The following is a 15,280-nucleotide window of genomic DNA, read 5'->3' as shown; positions in this document are numbered from 1 at the left end:
GTCAGCGGCCCTCCTGCTGGCGGGCGCGGTTGGCCACGGTGGTCTTGATGGAGGCGAGGACCTCGTCGAACCGATTGGCCGGCAGGTCTGGCACGCTCTCGACGCCGAAGAAGCGCAGCAGCCGGTCCGGCGGGATCTTGTGCTCGGTGAGCTGCTTGCGGATCTGCTCCGCCTGCTCGTCGCTGATGACGTCGTCGTTGCCGCCGGCCGGCACCCCGTCCGTGTCGTGCGGGTCGTTCGTCAGCGCGATGTTGAACACCTGCAGGACGAGGTAGCGCCGGGCATAGGTGATCGTGGAGCCGATCCCCTGGATGGGGGTCTTGTTGGCCTTGCCCTGGGCGCCGGCGGTGTCGGGCGGGAGGTCGAGGTGATAGGCGCGCTCGTGCCCGGCCTCGTGGGCACAGGTGCAGGTGACCCGGAGGTTGCCCTGGATCGGCGACGGCTCGGTGTCGAACGAGAGCGAGAAGCCGTGCCGGGCGATGATCGGCGCCGTAGCCTTGGCGATGCTCTCCAGGCGGGCGTAGGCGGCGCCGGAATGCGTATTGCGGGCGTCCCGCAGGACGCGTGGCAACTCGGCCTGACAGGCGGACATCGCGGCGTTGAATGCGATGCGCGCGCGCTCGGCCCGGTCCTCGCGCGCCATGACGAGGAACCGCTCGACGCGGTCCGGGTCGATGTTCGGGTCCCGGGCCATCCGCTCGATGATGGACAGGACGGCGGCGCCCTCGGCCGGATGAGCGGCCGGCACCTGCGCAGTGTCGGCGACGGCGATCTCTTGGCGTGCTGCTGACATGGTGCTCACTCTGCGGGGACGGTGACTGGCAGGCCGGCGACGCCGAGCCCGGCGTTGATGGCGGAGGCGAGCATCTCGGCCCGCTCGCGGTCGAGGCTCACTGAGCCGGTCGACAGGATCAGCGCGAACACCGTCCCATCGGCGTCGGCGAGGCCGCGCAGGGTGCTCTCACAGGCGCGGACCGGCGGGCGGATGCCGAGGAAGGTCGCACGGTGCGCCGGCGTCACGGCGCGGGGCTCGCGCATCTCGAAGGGGAGCACGGAGCGGGTCATCACGGCCTCGGTTTGGGTGAAGGGCGGGAGAGTCACAGGCGCCTCCCGGCAGCCCGGAGCCGCGTGCGCGCGTCGGCGAGCACGGTGACGTCGTCGCGCCCGTCGAGGTCGACGCGGGTCTCGGCGGTGAAGAGCGCGACGCCGGCGGCCATGCTGGCGGCCGCGGCCTTCTCCAGCGCCTCCTCCAGGATGAGCTCGACGACCTCGCGCGGCTGGTCGAGGCCGGTCCGGGCGAGGAGGACCTGCAGTTCGCCGACCTGGCCCTCGAGGGTGCGCAGGACGGCGTAAAGCTCGGCGCTGTTGCGCTCGGCCATCCCGTGGGCCGCGACGTGCCGCGGGAGCGCGTGGGCGATCTCGCTGTAGGTCGGCAGGCCGAGCAGGGCGGCCCGCTCGTCCACCGCCGCGATGAAGACCTCCTGGTTGAAGGTCAGAGGCTGGGTCACGCTCAACGGACGCCTCCATCCTGCAGGTTGCCGACGAGGGCGCGGTCCGCACGGAAGGCGGCGAGCTGCTCGCGCATGTCGGCGATCCAGGCGCTGTCCTCGCCCCCGCAGCGCCCGAACGAGCCGAGGTGGCCGTGGTCGAAGGCGCGCAGGAAGCTGGCGACGGCGTCGGCCAGTGCGACGCCGCTCGGAAAGGCGACGGGCTCATGCGCGTCGAGGCTCGCGGCCGGCAGGGCGTGCCGGTGCGCTTCACGGAAGGCGTTCACAGCAGGGCTCCGGTCGGCGACCGGACAGCGGCCGGCGCGAGGGACAGGTCGAGGCGGGTGTCGCGGGCCGGCGGCTCGGTGCAGCCGGTGGCGACGAGAGCCTCGGCGCGCGCGGCGTCCCACCGGCGGCGGTGGTCCTCCATCTCGGCGATCGCCGCGTTGAGGGCCGGGCTCTGGCTCGGGCGGAAGCGGGGGTCGGGCAGGTTCTTGCGACCGGCTTCGCAGCGAGCGGCGAAGCGGGCGAGGCTGGCGGCGCGCGCCTTGGCGGAGTGGGTCGCCATGGTCAGCGGGCGGCTCGGTAAGCGCGGACGTGATCGGCAACGAAGCCGGGCACGAACGGGCCGAGGCCGAGAGCCATGAAGCTCAGGACGCAGCCGGCGATCTGGGCTCCGGCCGAGGCGTGCTGGAGATTGTCGAGGTAGGCGGTGAGCATCTGGGGCTCCATCGGCTCGGTGAGCGGCGATGGGTATAACGTGCCCTATGTGGGCACGAACTACAAGCCCATAATGGGCACAATCGGGATTTTGTTATCCACCTTCATCCACAGGCTGTGCCCAGGCTCCTTGACCTGTTCACGTTCCGTTCTCAACCTGAGGGCGAGCCAACTGGAGGGACCCTGTGGCGCTTACATCCGAGCATGCAGTCCAACCCTATGTCCGCACGAAGAAGGGACGCGTAGGGCCCGACCACATCCGTGCCTGCTCAAGCGCAGATGCCGCGCGGGCGCTGGCTGAGAGGCTGGTGGCCGATGGGATCGCGATAGGCGCAGTCGCGCTGACCCGCACCTGCGATCCGGCGATGGGCGAATACGAGGAGCCGGAAATTCTGGTGACTGTCGGCGCCGTGCCCGGTGGAGAGACGGACCTGCCGTTCTAGTTCAGCGCTGCTGCGTGAAGCGGACGATCGCCGAATATGCGACCTCCTCATCTCTCATCGGGTCGTAAGACCCGGTGGAGACCAGGTCGAACGTTCCGGGGTCGCGCCCGCGATAGATCCTCTTCACGAAAACTCGATCGTCGGGCAGCCACACGACGCAAACCTTGCCCAGCCACTCGTCCGGTACGCCGCGCACGCGCTCGTCGTAGTAGATCAGCCACTGGTCCTCGGCGACGCCCGGCATGGAATCACCCTGAACGCGCACCGCGACGAGGCCGCCAGAGGACCGCGGAGGCCGTTCCGCGCGGTCGATGCCGCCCTGCTCCTCCCCGTGGTAGATGACCCGGCCGCCGGCGCCGACGTCCCCCACGACGGTCACGTCATCGAGCGTGGTGACCAGCGCGCCAGCATCCACGCCGAGCGCCTTTGCTGCGCGCTCGATCCAGACGTCGGACAGACGCCGCGATCCGCCCTCAAGCTTTGCGAGCTGGTTGCGTGTCGTGCCCATGAGGCCGGCGAGATGATCCTGCGACCACCCGCGATCCTGCCTCAGCCGTGCGAGATTATTCGCCATACGGCGATGAGTGCCCAAAGTGGGCTTCTCAGAACAGAGCACAAGGTGGGCACACTTCTCGATTGACCGTGTGCCCATCATGGGCATATACCTTCGGGCATGCAGCTCGACGCCTTCATTCGCGAGAGATCGCTGTCCGACGAGGGGTTCGCCCAGATCCTCGGGGATGACGTGTCGGAGTGGGCGGTTCGGAAGTGGCGATACGGCCAGCGCATTCCGCGCCCCGCCATGCAGCAGCGCATCGCGAAGGCGACCGAAGGCAAGGTCACGCCCAACGACTTCCTCGAAGCCGTCATGGCCTCGGACCAGCGCCGCGAGGAGGCCGCTGCGAAGCGCGCCGCCCAGACCGCGAGCGCCGCGTGATGGGCGCCGATCTCACTGCCGTCCTCGGCACCGATCGTGCGGTCCACACGCACGACGAGGCATGCCGCGTGATCGAAGTCGCGCTTGAGCGCCATGGTGGCCCGTGCCCGCGGGCCTACGCCGACGTTCTGAGCGCCTTCGTCGCGGCTACCGACCACGGCCGCGCCAACCTCTTCCTGGAGATGGCGTACCGGGCCGTCGGAGGCGAGCCGCAGCCGGCCGCTTCCGCTCCGGCTCGCTTCCGCCCGGATCTGACCGAGTGGATGGGTCGAGCTTATGCGCGGCCGCCGCGGCGCCCTGCGGAGGCCCGGCGCTGATGCTCGCGGCACTGTTCTTCCTCCTCAAGCTGATGGTCGTGGTCTCGGTCGGAACGGTCGTCGGCGGCCTGCTCGGCTTCCGGCCGATCATCGCGGCGATCACCGTGCTGCCGGCCCTGCTGATCGGCTGTCGCGCCCTGGCGGTGCTGTGATGAGCGCCGCCCCTCGTCTTTCGCCGCGTGCCCCTGCCGTCGCCAGCGTCGAGGCCTCTGCCTCGGTGGCGGTCTCCTGCCTGGAGCCCACCGTGACCGACGCGAAGAACCTACTGGCCCTTGGCTGTGCCTGCCGCCGCGCTGCGGGCGCGTTCGCGATCCTGGCGTCGCGTCTCGCCATCGAGGTCGAGCGCGGCGAGCATCCGGACACCGGCGCGCCGGCCGAGATGGCGCAGCAGGCCCTCGACCTGGAGCGCGCCGCGCAGCACCTCCAGGCCGAAGCCCAGGACGCCGAGCTTCTCGCGCTGCTCCCGCACCGAGACCGGTTCGCCGACCTGGTGCGCATCGCCCAGGCCATGGACCGCGGCATCAGCTTCGTTCCGGTTGAGCCGGTCGCGGCCCGGTCGGCCAGCCCCGCGGACGTTGTCGTTGTCGGGCAGGACAACGCCGCCTCGCTTCGCGAGCGCGTGAGCCGTGGCATGGCGCGTCTGAAGAGGCGCGCCTGAGATGTCGTTGCCGATCGCCATGGCCGGTTCTACCGTTCTCTTCCGCGAGAACTGTAACGCGTCGGCCGTGCCCTCGTCTTTACTGGCTGTCGCGCGGCTGTGCACAGCTTTCCCCCATCGCAGCGGTCGCAGGCTCACGCCTCCCGCCAGCGAGCGACCCGGCCGAGACCATCGCAAACTCGGACCCTCGGCCGGGTCGTCCCCTCTCCTGCGCGCCCGTCATCGCCTGCAAGCCGGCGGTCGCGCTGTGTGTCGTGCGTACCCTCAAGAACTCCCTCTGCATGTCGGCTCCCTCCGTCCGTGGTCGCAAGTAACCACGGGTGGATTTGCTGATGTGCAAAAGGTTTTTGCGGAAAGCTCAAATGCCAGACGCTGACGTGATCCGGGCGCGTAGCGCCTTCGACGAGCTGTTGCGCCTCGAGATCCGCGGACCAGGCGACACGGCCAACGCCATGCGCCGGATCGCGACGCGCGCCGCCATCCCGTTCGGGAAGCTGTGGGCGCTCCGCTACCGGCCCCCCAAGGAAATCGCCTCGCACATCCTGGCGCGGATCGAGGCCGCCCACGCCGCCGAATGCGAGCGGCAACTCAGGAGGCTCGCCCATGACGTCCAGGTCACCGCCGCCGTCGCTGGCCCTGCGCACCCTGCTGTGCGCGCGGGTGAAGCTCTTCTTCGCGCTGCAGACCGCCCGGCTGAAGGCGCAGCTGCGCGCGTGGCGCGTCCGCTTCGCCAGCCGGTTCAAGCGCTTCCGATGGAACTGAACGACCTGCCGCTGTGGCGGGCCGCGAACGAGGAGGAGTGAACATGGAGCCCTTCAAGCCGACCCACGTCTCTCACAAGCAGGTCGAGGCCCACCCGATCGCGGCGGCCGAGTTCCGGTCGGACGGCTCGGGTCGGATCGCGCTCAAGAGCGGCGCTCTCATCGACGTGCCGGCCGGCTTCGCCTCACGCGGCGCGCCGGCCGAGGGCGACATGCTGGTGCGGTACGAGCCGATCCCGGGCCAGACCGACGGCTACCTCTCGCACTCGCCGCGGATGGTGTTCGAGGCCGGATACGCACCGCTGTCACAGGAGGCTGATGCCCGCGGCGAGCCGGCGCTCACGCTCGGCGAAACGCAGGCGATCGTCGAGACGAAGACGGCGCCCCGCGTCACCGAGGCGTCGATCAAGGCCAAGATCGCGGATGTCGAGTACTTCCGCGTCCGGCACCTGACGATCTGCATCATCACGCTGCGGAACGGCTTCTTCGTCGAGGGGCACAGCGCACCGGCCGCGCCGGAGAACTACGACCAGCAGGTCGGCGAGCGCTACGCCTACGAGAACGCCTTCCGGCAGCTCTGGCCGCTGGAGGGCTATCTGCTCCGCGAGCAGCTCGCGGCGTCCGAGGCTGACCCGGTCCGGGCGGCTTGACCATGTCTGCCGGCGCCTTCGTCACCACCCTGCCGGCGCACTTCGCGACCCTACGCGAGGGCGTCGAGAAGCACGTGCCGTCGACCGCGGCGAACGTGCTGGTGCGGAACGGGCTGATCACGCTCCTCGTGTGGGCCGAGCGGATGGCGGAGATGCTGTCCGAGAAGACGCCGGCGGCAGCGCAGCAGCAGTTCCACGCGCCGCTCGGCGACCGCTCGCCCGTCGTCGAGGAGCCGCGTGTGCCTCGCCACGCCGGCCGCGACCCGCGCCTGCCGGGCAACCGCCCGCACCCCTGAAACGAGAACCGCCCGGCCTGCTGTGGGAGCGGGTGCCGGGCGGTCTGAACCGAATGGGCGTGGTGCCCATCCATGGAGAGAGCAATGGAAGCCACAACAGACGCCGTCGCGCAAGCCGAAGCCGCTGTAGAGCTCGGCATCGAGACCTTGCGCGGCGATATCCGCGACCGGATCCTCGACAACATCTGCCGGCAGATGCCGTGCTGGACCAAGATGTCCGAGCACGAGCAGCGGGTGATGATCAGCCGCTGCGAGGAGATCGCCGGGAAGACGGTGCGCGAGGCCATCGCGGTCGTGGCGCATCAGGGCTTCGACCACCTGGTGGTCTCGACCGGCAAGTGGACCGTGAAGGACGGCCTCAAGCTCGAGGTCGGCGCCTCCGGCTCGGTCGACGACATCACCAAGCTGGCCGAGCACGGCGCAAAGCCGGCGGTCCTCGTCCTGGCCGAGCCAAGCGTCTTCTTCGGCCAGCGCGCCGATGCGGTCGCGGACAAGGACCAGCCCGCCCTCCCGATCGACGAGGATGAGGCCGAGGGGGATGACGAGGACGGCGAGGAAGCCGTCGATCGCTCGCCCCTGCCGGAGCAGCCCGCCCGCGAGACCCGGTCGCGCCGCACGCGCGAACCCGCGGACGCTTGAGCCTGGAGGCGCGCGGTGTCCGAGACCGTCATCATCCGCCTGCCCGGCGCCCCTCGCGGGAAGGGCCGGCACCGCGCGCAGCTCGTCCATCGGGGAGGAGTGGCCCGCATTCACTCCCATCCCGATCAGAAGACCGAGGCCTACGAGAGCGCCCTGCGCCTCGCGGCCGGCGCCGTCATGCGCGGGCGCGCCCTCCTCGCCGGACCGCTGGAGGTCCGGATCTTCGCGACCATGCCGATTCCGGCGAGCTGGTCGAAGCGGAAGCGGCTGGACGCGATCGAGCGCCGCCTGCGGCCCACGACCAAGCCGGACTGGGACAACATCGCCAAGGTCATCGACGCGCTGAACCACGTCGTCTGGGCCGACGACGCGTCCGTGGTCGATGGCCTGGTCCGCAAGTTCTACGGCGAGACGCCCGAGCTGGTGATCCAGGTCACGGCGCTGGAGCCGCAAGCCGTGAGGGCGGCGGCATGACATGGCTCCTGATGAGCGCCAGCCGCATCCTCTACCGCGGCTCCTACGGGCAGGCGCTCGACGCCGCTGAATCCTTCTCGCTCTGCGCGCGGTCGTTCCACCTGGACGGCACCGAGATGGCGCCCCGCCTCGCGCCCGGCGTGCGCCTCGTCCCGGAAGACATGATGCCGGTTCGCCGCCGGAGGGCTGCATGAGCACGCTTCTCGACCTCGACTCGCTCATCGCCGACAAGGTGTTCGAGGCGCAGGGCGATCTCGCCCGCCTTCAGGACCTCTGCGCCGCGCTGACTGCCGGCGCCGGCCTCGCCATCGCGATCGCCGCCGAGGGCGACACCAAGGCTGCGAACGTCCTCTGCGAGGCTGTGGCCGCGCAGGTGTTCGAGTGCGCTGCGACCCACGCCGGACTGGCCCTCACCGCCCGGGGGCTCGCATGACAGTCCGCATCCACGTCGGCGACGTGCGCGAGCAACTCCGCTCGATGCCGGACGCCTTCTTCGACAGCGTCGTGACCAGCCCGCCGTACTGGGGGCTCCGCGACTATGGCGTCGCCGGCCAGATCGGGCTCGAGCGGACGCTGGGCGAGCACCTCGCCGTCATGGTCGACGTGTTCCGCGAGGTCCGGCGCGTGCTCAAGCCGCGCGGCACCCTCTGGCTGAACTACGGCGACTGCTACGCCGCGACGCCGAACGGGCGCGCTGCGGCCGACGTCGTCGGTGACGATCGCACCTTCCGGGACAAGCCCTTCTCGACGGTCGGGCCGGTCTACGAGGCTTCCTACAATCGCTCCCCACGCGGCCACTTCCAGGTCAGCGATCGCCAGTCGCGGATGGAGACGGGCGGTCGCGTGGTCGCTGGCGGCTTCCTGAAGCCGAAGGACCTCTGCATGATCCCGAACCGGCTGGCGATCGCCCTGCAGGACGATGGCTGGTGGGTCCGCTCGGAGATCATCTGGCACAAGCCGAACCCGATGCCGGAGTCGGTCTATGACCGGCCTACGACCGCGCACGAGAAGGTCTGGCTCCTCACCAAGAGCGAGGACTACTTCTACAACCACGAGGCCATCCGCGAGCCGGTGACCGGCGGCGCGCATGTCCGCGCGGCTGCCCGCGGGACCGACACGGGTGTGGGCTGGGGGCGCCTCGACCGCCTGGACCCCGACCAGCAGGACCGCGGGCGGGATCGCGTGAAGCGGCCCGGGCCAAATAGTCGGCAGAACGTCGACCGTACGCCGCGCTCGCGGAAGGGTCCGAAGGACCTCACCCGCGACGAGGCTGGCCTGAAGACCTCAGATCGATTCGGACGCGGCGCAGGATGGCGTGACCAGCCCGGCGTCACGCCGAAGCACGCGGGCGAGGACACGAACGTCAAGGCGAAGGGCTCCTTCCTCGCCTCGGTCACTCAGCTCGTCGAGACCCGCAACGCCCGGAACGTCTGGACGATCGCGCCGAAGGCCTATCGGGAGGCTCACTTCGCCACGTTCCCGCCGGCCCTGGCCGAGCGCTGCATCAAGGCCGGCGTCCCGGTGCAGGCCTGCGGCCTTTGCGGCGCCGCACTTCCGCATCCGCAGTGCGAGGGCCTGTGCCGCTTCGCTGAGCCGGTCGCGGGCCGCGTGCTCGACCCTTTCGGCGGCGCTGGCACGGTTGGCCTCGTCGCCGCCGGTCTCGGCCTGGACGCCACGCTGATCGAGCTCAACCCCGAATACGCGGCGATGTCCGCGCGCCGGATCGGTGCAGCGGCCGAGATCATCGGTCCGCCGGCACCTGTCCCGATGGCGGCGGAGTAGCTGCCATGGCCGTCACCGCAGAGATGATCGACGCCATGGTCGCCGCCGGCATCAGCCCGGAGCAGATCCTCGTCGTCGTTCGCTCCGAACTGGCCCGTGAGCATGTCACGGCCGCCGAGGCGGAGCGGGCGCGCATCGAGGCGAACCGCGAGGGCAACCGCCTCCGGCAGGCCGCCTTCCGGGCCCGGCGTAACGCGCGTAACGGCGAACGTAACGGAAGTAACGCCGATAACGCGAGTAACGGCGTTACGCCCCCTAAAAGGTCCCCCGCACCCCCTAAAACTACACCCCCAGGGGATTCCCCCTCGGACCCTAAAGGGTCCTCTGCCCCCAAGGGGGCGGACCGGCATCGGGGCACCCGCATCCCGGTCGATTTCGGTCTCCGTCCGGAAGCCCGGCAGGCCTGCCTCGATGCTGGCCTCGCCGGCCGAGACGTCGAGGAGGCGCTGGCCGAGTTTCAGGATTTCTGGGTCGGCGTTCCCGGCGCCCGCGGCATGAAGCTCGACTGGCTCGCCACGCTTCGAAACCGCCTCCGCGAATCCACCCGCCGCCAGGTCCGTCCCCGAGACGCCCCGACCCGCCGCGGCACCGGCAACGGCTTCCTCGACGCTCTCCTCGACGACCACGGGGGTTCCCATGACCCAGGTTCCAGCCAGCATCGCGCCGAACACGGAAACGTCCATCGCCTCGCGGCCGGCGGCCGCAACGCGGGCCGGTGACGTGGTGGTCGCGATCTACCGCAACCGCCTAGACCGCAGCGGCGGCTATGGCGTGCCGCCTGCGATCCGGGCGGACCAAGCCCCGACCGCGACGGACCGCGGCGTGATGACGGATCGCCTCGCCGCGCTCCGGGCCGGCCTCTCCGACGGTGAGGATCCGAGGCCTGGACAGGTGGCGAAACGCGACGTCGTCCTGGCGCTGCTGGCCGCGTTCCCGACCTTCGGCGTGGCTGCCGACGGTGCCCGGGCCACGGCGAACCTCTATGTCCGAGCCCTCGCCGAGCTGCCCACGTGGGCCGTTCGTGAGGCGGCCGCTCGCTTCCTCGGGGGCAAGACCCTGCTCCCGTGGACCGGTGAGCGCTGCCCGACGCCGCCGCAGCTCGCCGCGGAGACGAGGCGGTCGCTCGACGAGATCCACGCCGAGATCGCCGGGCTGGTGGAGGTCCTCAACGCGGTGCCGTACCGGCCAATCTCGGATGCCGAGCGCCAGAAGGTGCTCGACGACATCGCGGCTGCGCCGAACAGCCTGCTCATCGCCGGCGGGACGGAGCGCGGCACCTCACCGCCGATCCCCCGCCCCTCCGACGCCGAGATCGTGGCGCCGCTCCGCACCCTGGACGTCTCGCACCTCATGGCAAGCCTCGACCGCAAGCGGGTGCTGGCATGAGCAAGCGCCCCGACATCTGGAAGGCGGAGCTTCATCGCCGCGAGGCGGAGCGGCGCGCGGCTGAGGAGGCTGCGGAGCGAGCGGCGAAGGGAGGTGTCGACCGGACCTGCGCGTCCTGCGGGGTGTTCGGCGCCTCGTTCGGCTTCGGCGTCTTCCGGAATCGCAGCGACGGCATGTGGTCGTGCGCCGATCCGGACTGCCGCGCGATCGTCGAGGCGCGCGTGGCGGTGCCTCCGATGCCGGCCGCGCCCGCCCGGGCCAATCCGCCGGCGGCTGACCTGTTCGGCCGCTCGGCCGCGTAGGGAGAGCGCGTACCCGGTGCTGATGGCGAACCCGCTGAGGATCGAAGGCCCGGACCCGCCGGCCATGACGTGCGCGGAAGAATGAGGTCAGCCCATGAATCGTATCGCCGTCAGCCCAGGAGACCGCTTTGGCTTGTTCACGGCCGTCGCTCCTCGGCCTCGTGATCCAAAATCCAGCCTTCAGCGGTTCTTGTTCCGGTGCACCTGCGGCGTCGAGAAAGACCTGCGCGTGCGCGATGTCGTGCGAGGCATGACGAAGAGTTGCGGCTGTTCACGCCGCGGATCCGGCAACGGCAAGTTCCGCCACGGGCTCTCAAGAACATCCGAGTACGGCATCTGGCGCCATATGATCCAGCGCTGCACCGACCCTGAGGATGCTGCGTACTGCAACTATGGCGCCCGCGGCATTTGCGTATGCGAGCGTTGGGCCGCATCGGTGGACAACTTCATTGCTGATATGGGGCTGCGACCGTCTTCTGATCATAGTCTGGAGCGCGTGAACAACGACGGGAACTATGAGCCGGGCAACTGCCGGTGGGCCACGTGGTCAGAGCAGATGCGCAACACGCGCGCTAACAGGTTCGTCGACCACAACGGCGAGCACATGCTTCTTCTGGACGCCTGCGAACAGGCGCCCGTTTCGACCGCCACCGTCCGCCAGCGTCTGGTCGCCGGGTGGGATCCTCATCGGGCGCTCACGACTCCACGAGATGAATCGAAGGTCAGAGAGCGTTCCGTTCGCGCCGGCTGATGTGGAGCGGTGGCTGGTGGCGGCGTTCATGGCCTTCACCAGCTCGGGCATCTTCAGCGTCCGCCCGAACCGGCTGCAGCCGAACGACCCGCAGGAGATGCGGGCGACCTTCGATTGGATCGTGTTCTCCGCCGAGATCCTGGGCGCGGCCAGCCCGGAGCGGATCGCGCTCCTCACCTGGGCCCGGGCCAAGGCGCGGCGCCGGATCCGGCGACACCGTCGGCTCCGGCTGCTGCGGGAGGTCCCCGGGGGCACCGTCACCGATTACTGCAGCGAGGTCGGCGTCCAGCGGCGCACCTTCGACCGGCGCCGGAAGCGCGCCTGCCACCGCCTCGCCGATGCCTGGAACGCAAAGGTCACGGGCAAGCAGGAGTGACGCAGGCATAGATCACGCTTGCGTGTGTCCAAAAACGGGACGCAGATCAGGTGTCACGGATCGACGGAAGGTCGACCGCCTCAAGGGGCACCACCGTGGCAGCGTCCAGGACCAAGGCCATCACCCTCGCCGGCTCGCCGGCCACCCACACCCACGTGCGCGCGGCCAAGCCGGAGCGGCGCCGGGATCCGCGCGGCGATCGGTACGACCACGCCGGCGCCTTCGACCCGCGCACCGACCTGTCGAAGCCGGTCCGGGGCAAGCGGGGCCCGATCGAGACCGCGGCCGTCGCGGTCGACGATCCCTGGACCCCGGGCGGCCGTAGCCTCGCCGCTGTCAACCGCCGGGTCGACGTGCTGGAGATGGAACGCTCGCACGGGCGCCTCACCGTCTCGCAGTACGAGGTCGGGCGCCAGGTCCAAGCGATCTTCGAGCGCGCCTCCGGCGCCAGGCTCGGCTCCATGGACTTCGGGGTGCGCGGCTCGAAGGACATGACCATCGCTCACGAGCTGTCGGTCATCTACGCGATCGACGACGCCCGGCTGGTGGCGAAGCTGAAGGACAAGGTCGTCCGCGCCGTCGGCGTCCCCGGGGCGCGATTCCTCCACGAGGTCCTCACCGGCCGGCAGACCTTCGCGCAGTTCGCCGAGGCCCGCGGCAAGGGCGGCGACCGCGGCACCGCGTACATCGCGGAGCACTTCCGGATCCTGATGGAGAACCTCGACGAGGACTTCGCGGCCGAGGGCGTGGCGAATGTGCAGGAGCGGTTCTTCCAGGGCCAGAAGACCGGCGAGGAGACCGACGCGCGCGGGCGAGCTGTCCCGGCCGGCCACGGGCAGTACTGGGGCGCCGAGGAAGCGCGCTACGCCCCGCAGGCCAAGCCGGACGTCCAGCGAGCCATCGCGGGTCGCGGGCGGGTGCGGGACATCGTGGCGGCGCGCTGCCGGGTCGGCGGGGAGGCCTGACAGCGTGTGCAGCGGCCACCTCACGGTCTATCCGCCGCTCGGGATGCGGCGGGTGGAACGGCCGCGCGTCCGGTACGAGCGCCTCAACCGCTTCGCGGCCGACCGGATGCTGGCCGCGCGGTCGCCGGCCGCGCACCGCTTCTGGAAGCGCGTCTCCGATTCCACGGTGACCGTCGAGGCGACCTGGGTACGAGACGAGGCGTTCTATGCCGCGTGGCGACGGGCGAACGGGATGGATCCTTGACCCGTCGGGCGAAAACCGGCATTCCGTTCAAGTCGCGAGACGCACGCCCGGGGCTGAAAAGCCGCCGGGCGTTTGCATGTCCGCGTTGGAATGTAGCTCAGTCGGTAGAGCGCCCCGCTGTTAACGGGGTGGTCGCAGGTTCGAGCCCTGCCGTTCCAGCCATCTCTTCGAACCCGCTCAACAGCTTAGGCGTTGCCCCGTGAGACGCGGGCGGTGTTCCATGTCATGATCGGTCCCCGATGAGCGCCCACGCTATCGTCACCGCGATCGAGGAGGAGAGCCTCGCGCTCTGCCGCCTGCGCGCGACCGGGCGCCAGGACGTCGACCTCGCCGCGCGCGACCATCACTGCCGGCGCATCCGGTCGTTGATCCGCCAGCTTCGGCCGCTGATCGGGACCGTCGAGAAGCGTACCTTCGGCCTGTCCGGACAGAGCGAGAAGGGCAAGCCGTTCACCGTCGCGAGGCGGCGCCGGGCGGCCTGATTTCGAGGCCATTTCCAAGGTCTCCTGAGATCTTGGAAATATCGGCCATTTAGACGCTAAAACGTCAACAAATACAGAGGCTTGCAGGTGGTTTCGGGCTCACGCCGTGTGGGCCGCCAGCGGGCCCGGAATAAAATCCAGACCGAGACGAAGGCAGCCAGCGCCGTCCGGGCGCTCGGTTACCTGCGGGTCTCGACGGAAGAGCAGGCCGCGACCGGCCACGGGCTTGAGGCGCAGGAGAAGGCGGTCCGCTCCTTCGCCGAGAGCCAGGGCTACGAGCTGATCGAGGTCCTCACCGACCCAGGCGTCTCGGGCGCAACCCGGCCGGCAGATCGCCCCGCCTTCGGGCAGGCGCTGGAGCTCGCCGCGGCCAAGGCCTTCGACGTGCTGCTGGTGGCGAAGATCGACCGGCTGTCCCGCGACATCCGCCACGCCATGACGACGGTCTCGGATCTCGCCGAGCAGCACGAGGTCGCCTTCCGGTCGGTCACGGAATCGGTGATCGACACCTCGAACCCGATGGGGCGGACCTTCTTCGCGATCTTCGCCGGCATGGCGGAGAACGAGCGGTTCGTGATCCGGGACCGGACCGCCGGCGGCCGGGTGGCCAAGGCGGGCAAGGGCGGCTTTGCCGGGGGCCAGGCGCCCTACGGCTACACGAAGGATCTGGAAGGCGGCCTCCGGGTCGTCCCGGAGCAGGCGCGCATCGTCCGCCGGATCTACCAGGAGCGCCGCCGGAAGCGGACGCTCCAGGCCATCGCCGACGGCTTGAACGCCGAGGGCATCCCGGCGCCGAAGGGCGGCCGCTGGGCCGTCTCCACGGTCGCGTACGTGACCGACAACCCGAAATATCGCGGCGCGATCGAGTATCTGTTCCGCTGGAACGGGACCGAGACGCACGTCCTGCAGCCGGGCGCCCACGCCGCGATCATCGGCTGACGAAAGACCCACATGAACGTGCACTTCCAGGCCGCCGCTCACCGCGCGCGGGTCGACGCCCTGTGGAACCTGATCGCGCCGAAGCGCATCGCGGCCATCCGCTACCTGCCGAACGCCATCGAGATCCTGCACCCGACCAAGGGCTGGCGCCGCATCTCGCACAAGCGCCTCGGCATCGCGTGACCGCGCGCCCGGACTTCACCCCGGCCGACGCGGACCGGGCGCTCCGCCACGCGCAGCGCCTCCAGCGCGACCCGGCGGCCCAGGCCTACGGCGACCATCTCCGCCGCCAGGGCCTGATCCCGGCGCCGGTCCAGCTCCCAGCCGAGACCCCGTTCGACGAGGCCCGGGCCGGCGAGTTCGAGGTCCGCCGCTCCATGGCGATGCTGCGGGCCCGGTCATGCTGAAGCGCCTCGTCCTCCGTTGGCTGCTCCGCGGCGAGCCGGCCGCGCCCGCGCCGATCGTCCACCGCGGCGAGCGCGTTCTGTCGACCGGCTCCGACCTCGGCGCGCCGGCCGGCCCAGTCCCGAAGCTGTCCTACGACGAGGCGCTCCGGTGCTTCGGCGTCCACCAGGGGAGATGAGCATGTCCGTCGTTGCCGGTGTCATCGGCGGCATCGCCGCCCTCGTCGCGCTCGCGGCCGCCGCCGGTGTGGCGATCCTGATCCTGTC

At 70.3% G+C, this 15,280-nt stretch carries 32 protein-coding genes and 1 tRNA gene; 26 read left to right on the top strand and 7 right to left on the bottom strand.

Translation table 11 applies throughout. The features are described 5' to 3' along the window. Position 1: 1 nt before the first annotated feature. From BKE41_RS27995 to BKE41_RS31420, 6 genes are read right to left on the bottom strand one after another with little or no spacing between them, the layout of a single operon-like run. Positions 2-793, bottom strand: a complete 792-nt coding sequence (locus BKE41_RS27995; protein ID WP_083374466.1) for an ERF family protein — start codon at positions 791-793, stop codon at positions 2-4. A 5-nt stretch (positions 794-798) separates the two neighbouring features. After that, positions 799-1,065 carry a hypothetical protein gene (locus tag BKE41_RS27990; RefSeq protein ID WP_245295862.1) on the bottom strand — a complete coding sequence of 89 codons (267 nt, stop codon included), beginning with the start codon at positions 1,063-1,065 and terminating at the stop codon, positions 799-801. A 32-nt stretch (positions 1,066-1,097) separates the two neighbouring features. Continuing rightward, positions 1,098-1,508 (bottom strand): hypothetical protein, encoded by a 411-nt coding sequence (locus BKE41_RS27985; protein ID WP_245295861.1) that lies wholly within the window; start codon positions 1,506-1,508, stop codon positions 1,098-1,100. 2 nt (positions 1,509-1,510) lie between these two features. Beyond that, the gene (locus BKE41_RS27980) at positions 1,511-1,774 is read right to left on the bottom strand and encodes a hypothetical protein (RefSeq protein ID WP_071000496.1); all 264 of its coding nucleotides are present in this window, start codon (positions 1,772-1,774) and stop codon (positions 1,511-1,513) included. Continuing rightward, complete coding sequence (locus BKE41_RS27975) at positions 1,771-2,055, bottom strand: hypothetical protein (RefSeq protein WP_071000495.1); 285 nt, start codon at positions 2,053-2,055, stop codon at positions 1,771-1,773. The genes BKE41_RS27980 and BKE41_RS27975 overlap by 4 nt, the downstream gene beginning before the upstream one ends. Before the next feature lie 2 nt (positions 2,056-2,057). Further along, a complete protein-coding gene (locus tag BKE41_RS31420; protein ID WP_159392817.1) occupies positions 2,058-2,207 on the bottom strand; it encodes a hypothetical protein in 150 nt (49 codons plus the stop codon). A gap of 308 nt (positions 2,208-2,515) precedes the next feature. Between BKE41_RS31420 and BKE41_RS32515 the strand changes: the two genes are divergently transcribed. Continuing rightward, positions 2,516-2,650 (top strand): hypothetical protein, encoded by a 135-nt coding sequence (locus BKE41_RS32515; protein ID WP_280944445.1) that lies wholly within the window; start codon positions 2,516-2,518, stop codon positions 2,648-2,650. 1 nt (position 2,651) lies between these two features. Here BKE41_RS32515 and BKE41_RS27970 read toward each other — a convergent pair whose 3' ends face one another. Beyond that, positions 2,652-3,224, bottom strand: a complete 573-nt coding sequence (locus BKE41_RS27970) for a helix-turn-helix domain-containing protein (protein ID WP_199825820.1) — start codon at positions 3,222-3,224, stop codon at positions 2,652-2,654. Between the two features lie 99 nt (positions 3,225-3,323). Here BKE41_RS27970 and BKE41_RS27965 point away from each other — a divergent pair, with 99 nt between their 5' ends. From BKE41_RS27965 to BKE41_RS27860, 25 genes are all read left to right on the top strand, one after another. After that, a complete protein-coding gene (locus BKE41_RS27965; RefSeq protein WP_071000493.1) occupies positions 3,324-3,587 on the top strand; it encodes a hypothetical protein in 264 nt (87 codons plus the stop codon). Then, positions 3,587-3,904, top strand: a complete 318-nt coding sequence (locus BKE41_RS27960; RefSeq protein ID WP_071000492.1) for a hypothetical protein — start codon at positions 3,587-3,589, stop codon at positions 3,902-3,904. The genes BKE41_RS27965 and BKE41_RS27960 overlap by 1 nt, the downstream gene beginning before the upstream one ends. Further along, positions 3,904-4,056, top strand: coding sequence for a hypothetical protein (locus tag BKE41_RS31415; protein WP_159392816.1), 153 nt, complete (start codon positions 3,904-3,906; stop codon positions 4,054-4,056). The genes BKE41_RS27960 and BKE41_RS31415 overlap by 1 nt, the downstream gene beginning before the upstream one ends. A 92-nt stretch (positions 4,057-4,148) precedes the next feature. Then, positions 4,149-4,562, top strand: coding sequence for a hypothetical protein (locus BKE41_RS27955; protein ID WP_159392815.1), 414 nt, complete (start codon positions 4,149-4,151; stop codon positions 4,560-4,562). Positions 4,563-4,924: 362 nt separating this feature from the next. Next, positions 4,925-5,365, top strand: coding sequence for a hypothetical protein (locus BKE41_RS27945; protein WP_071000489.1), 441 nt, complete (start codon positions 4,925-4,927; stop codon positions 5,363-5,365). Positions 5,366-5,367: 2 nt separating this feature from the next. Next, complete coding sequence (locus BKE41_RS32350) at positions 5,368-5,973, top strand: Gp49 family protein (RefSeq protein ID WP_245295860.1); 606 nt, start codon at positions 5,368-5,370, stop codon at positions 5,971-5,973. A 2-nt stretch (positions 5,974-5,975) separates the two neighbouring features. Beyond that, positions 5,976-6,269 carry a hypothetical protein gene (locus BKE41_RS27935; protein ID WP_071000488.1) on the top strand — a complete coding sequence of 98 codons (294 nt, stop codon included), beginning with the start codon at positions 5,976-5,978 and terminating at the stop codon, positions 6,267-6,269. 84 nt (positions 6,270-6,353) lie between these two features. Beyond that, positions 6,354-6,908, top strand: coding sequence for a hypothetical protein (locus BKE41_RS27930; RefSeq protein ID WP_071000487.1), 555 nt, complete (start codon positions 6,354-6,356; stop codon positions 6,906-6,908). Positions 6,909-6,923: 15 nt separating this feature from the next. After that, positions 6,924-7,382: a RusA family crossover junction endodeoxyribonuclease gene (locus BKE41_RS27925; protein WP_071000486.1), complete on the top strand. Its 459-nt coding sequence runs from the start codon at positions 6,924-6,926 to the stop codon at positions 7,380-7,382. After that, complete coding sequence (locus tag BKE41_RS27920) at positions 7,379-7,576, top strand: hypothetical protein (RefSeq protein ID WP_071000485.1); 198 nt, start codon at positions 7,379-7,381, stop codon at positions 7,574-7,576. Before BKE41_RS27925 ends, BKE41_RS27920 begins: the two co-directional genes overlap by 4 nt. Beyond that, entirely contained in the window at positions 7,573-7,815 is a 243-nt protein-coding gene (locus BKE41_RS27915; RefSeq protein WP_071000484.1) for a hypothetical protein, read from the top strand. Before BKE41_RS27920 ends, BKE41_RS27915 begins: the two co-directional genes overlap by 4 nt. Beyond that, entirely contained in the window at positions 7,812-9,164 is a 1,353-nt protein-coding gene (locus BKE41_RS27910) for a site-specific DNA-methyltransferase (RefSeq protein WP_071000483.1), read from the top strand. Before BKE41_RS27915 ends, BKE41_RS27910 begins: the two co-directional genes overlap by 4 nt. Positions 9,165-9,187: 23 nt before the next feature. Further along, the gene (locus tag BKE41_RS31410) at positions 9,188-9,883 is read left to right on the top strand and encodes a hypothetical protein (protein ID WP_159392814.1); all 696 of its coding nucleotides are present in this window, start codon (positions 9,188-9,190) and stop codon (positions 9,881-9,883) included. Between the two features lie 106 nt (positions 9,884-9,989). Further along, positions 9,990-10,550, top strand: coding sequence for a hypothetical protein (locus BKE41_RS27905; protein WP_159392813.1), 561 nt, complete (start codon positions 9,990-9,992; stop codon positions 10,548-10,550). Further along, positions 10,547-10,852, top strand: coding sequence for a hypothetical protein (locus tag BKE41_RS27900; RefSeq protein WP_071000481.1), 306 nt, complete (start codon positions 10,547-10,549; stop codon positions 10,850-10,852). The genes BKE41_RS27905 and BKE41_RS27900 overlap by 4 nt, the downstream gene beginning before the upstream one ends. 94 nt (positions 10,853-10,946) lie before the next feature. Then, positions 10,947-11,603 (top strand): hypothetical protein, encoded by a 657-nt coding sequence (locus tag BKE41_RS31405; RefSeq protein ID WP_159392812.1) that lies wholly within the window; start codon positions 10,947-10,949, stop codon positions 11,601-11,603. A 16-nt stretch (positions 11,604-11,619) separates the two neighbouring features. Then, entirely contained in the window at positions 11,620-11,979 is a 360-nt protein-coding gene (locus BKE41_RS27895; protein WP_245295859.1) for a hypothetical protein, read from the top strand. A 95-nt stretch (positions 11,980-12,074) separates the two neighbouring features. After that, entirely contained in the window at positions 12,075-12,944 is an 870-nt protein-coding gene (locus BKE41_RS27890; protein WP_071000479.1) for a hypothetical protein, read from the top strand. Positions 12,945-12,948: 4 nt separating this feature from the next. Next, on the top strand, positions 12,949-13,188 hold the full coding sequence (locus BKE41_RS27885; RefSeq protein ID WP_071000478.1) for a hypothetical protein: 240 nt from the start codon (positions 12,949-12,951) through the stop codon (positions 13,186-13,188). A gap of 86 nt (positions 13,189-13,274) precedes the next feature. Continuing rightward, positions 13,275-13,350: transfer RNA gene (locus BKE41_RS27880), tRNA-Asn, on the top strand. Between the two features lie 77 nt (positions 13,351-13,427). Next, entirely contained in the window at positions 13,428-13,670 is a 243-nt protein-coding gene (locus BKE41_RS27875) for a hypothetical protein (RefSeq protein ID WP_071000477.1), read from the top strand. A 108-nt stretch (positions 13,671-13,778) separates the two neighbouring features. Beyond that, a complete protein-coding gene (locus BKE41_RS27870; protein WP_244413172.1) occupies positions 13,779-14,609 on the top strand; it encodes a recombinase family protein in 831 nt (276 codons plus the stop codon). 12 nt (positions 14,610-14,621) lie between these two features. Beyond that, entirely contained in the window at positions 14,622-14,792 is a 171-nt protein-coding gene (locus BKE41_RS31400) for a hypothetical protein (protein ID WP_159392811.1), read from the top strand. Then, a complete protein-coding gene (locus tag BKE41_RS27865; protein WP_071000476.1) occupies positions 14,789-15,016 on the top strand; it encodes a hypothetical protein in 228 nt (75 codons plus the stop codon). The genes BKE41_RS31400 and BKE41_RS27865 overlap by 4 nt, the downstream gene beginning before the upstream one ends. Next, positions 15,010-15,192: a hypothetical protein gene (locus tag BKE41_RS27860; protein WP_071000475.1), complete on the top strand. Its 183-nt coding sequence runs from the start codon at positions 15,010-15,012 to the stop codon at positions 15,190-15,192. Before BKE41_RS27865 ends, BKE41_RS27860 begins: the two co-directional genes overlap by 7 nt. The last annotated feature ends 88 nt before the right edge of the window (positions 15,193-15,280 follow it).

The organism is Methylobacterium sp. C1 (assembly GCF_001854385.1).
Classification (GTDB): Bacteria; Pseudomonadota; Alphaproteobacteria; order Rhizobiales; family Beijerinckiaceae; genus Methylobacterium; species Methylobacterium radiotolerans.
Note: the sequence above shows the minus strand (reverse complement) of the source record. Positions and strands in the feature narration are given on the sequence as shown.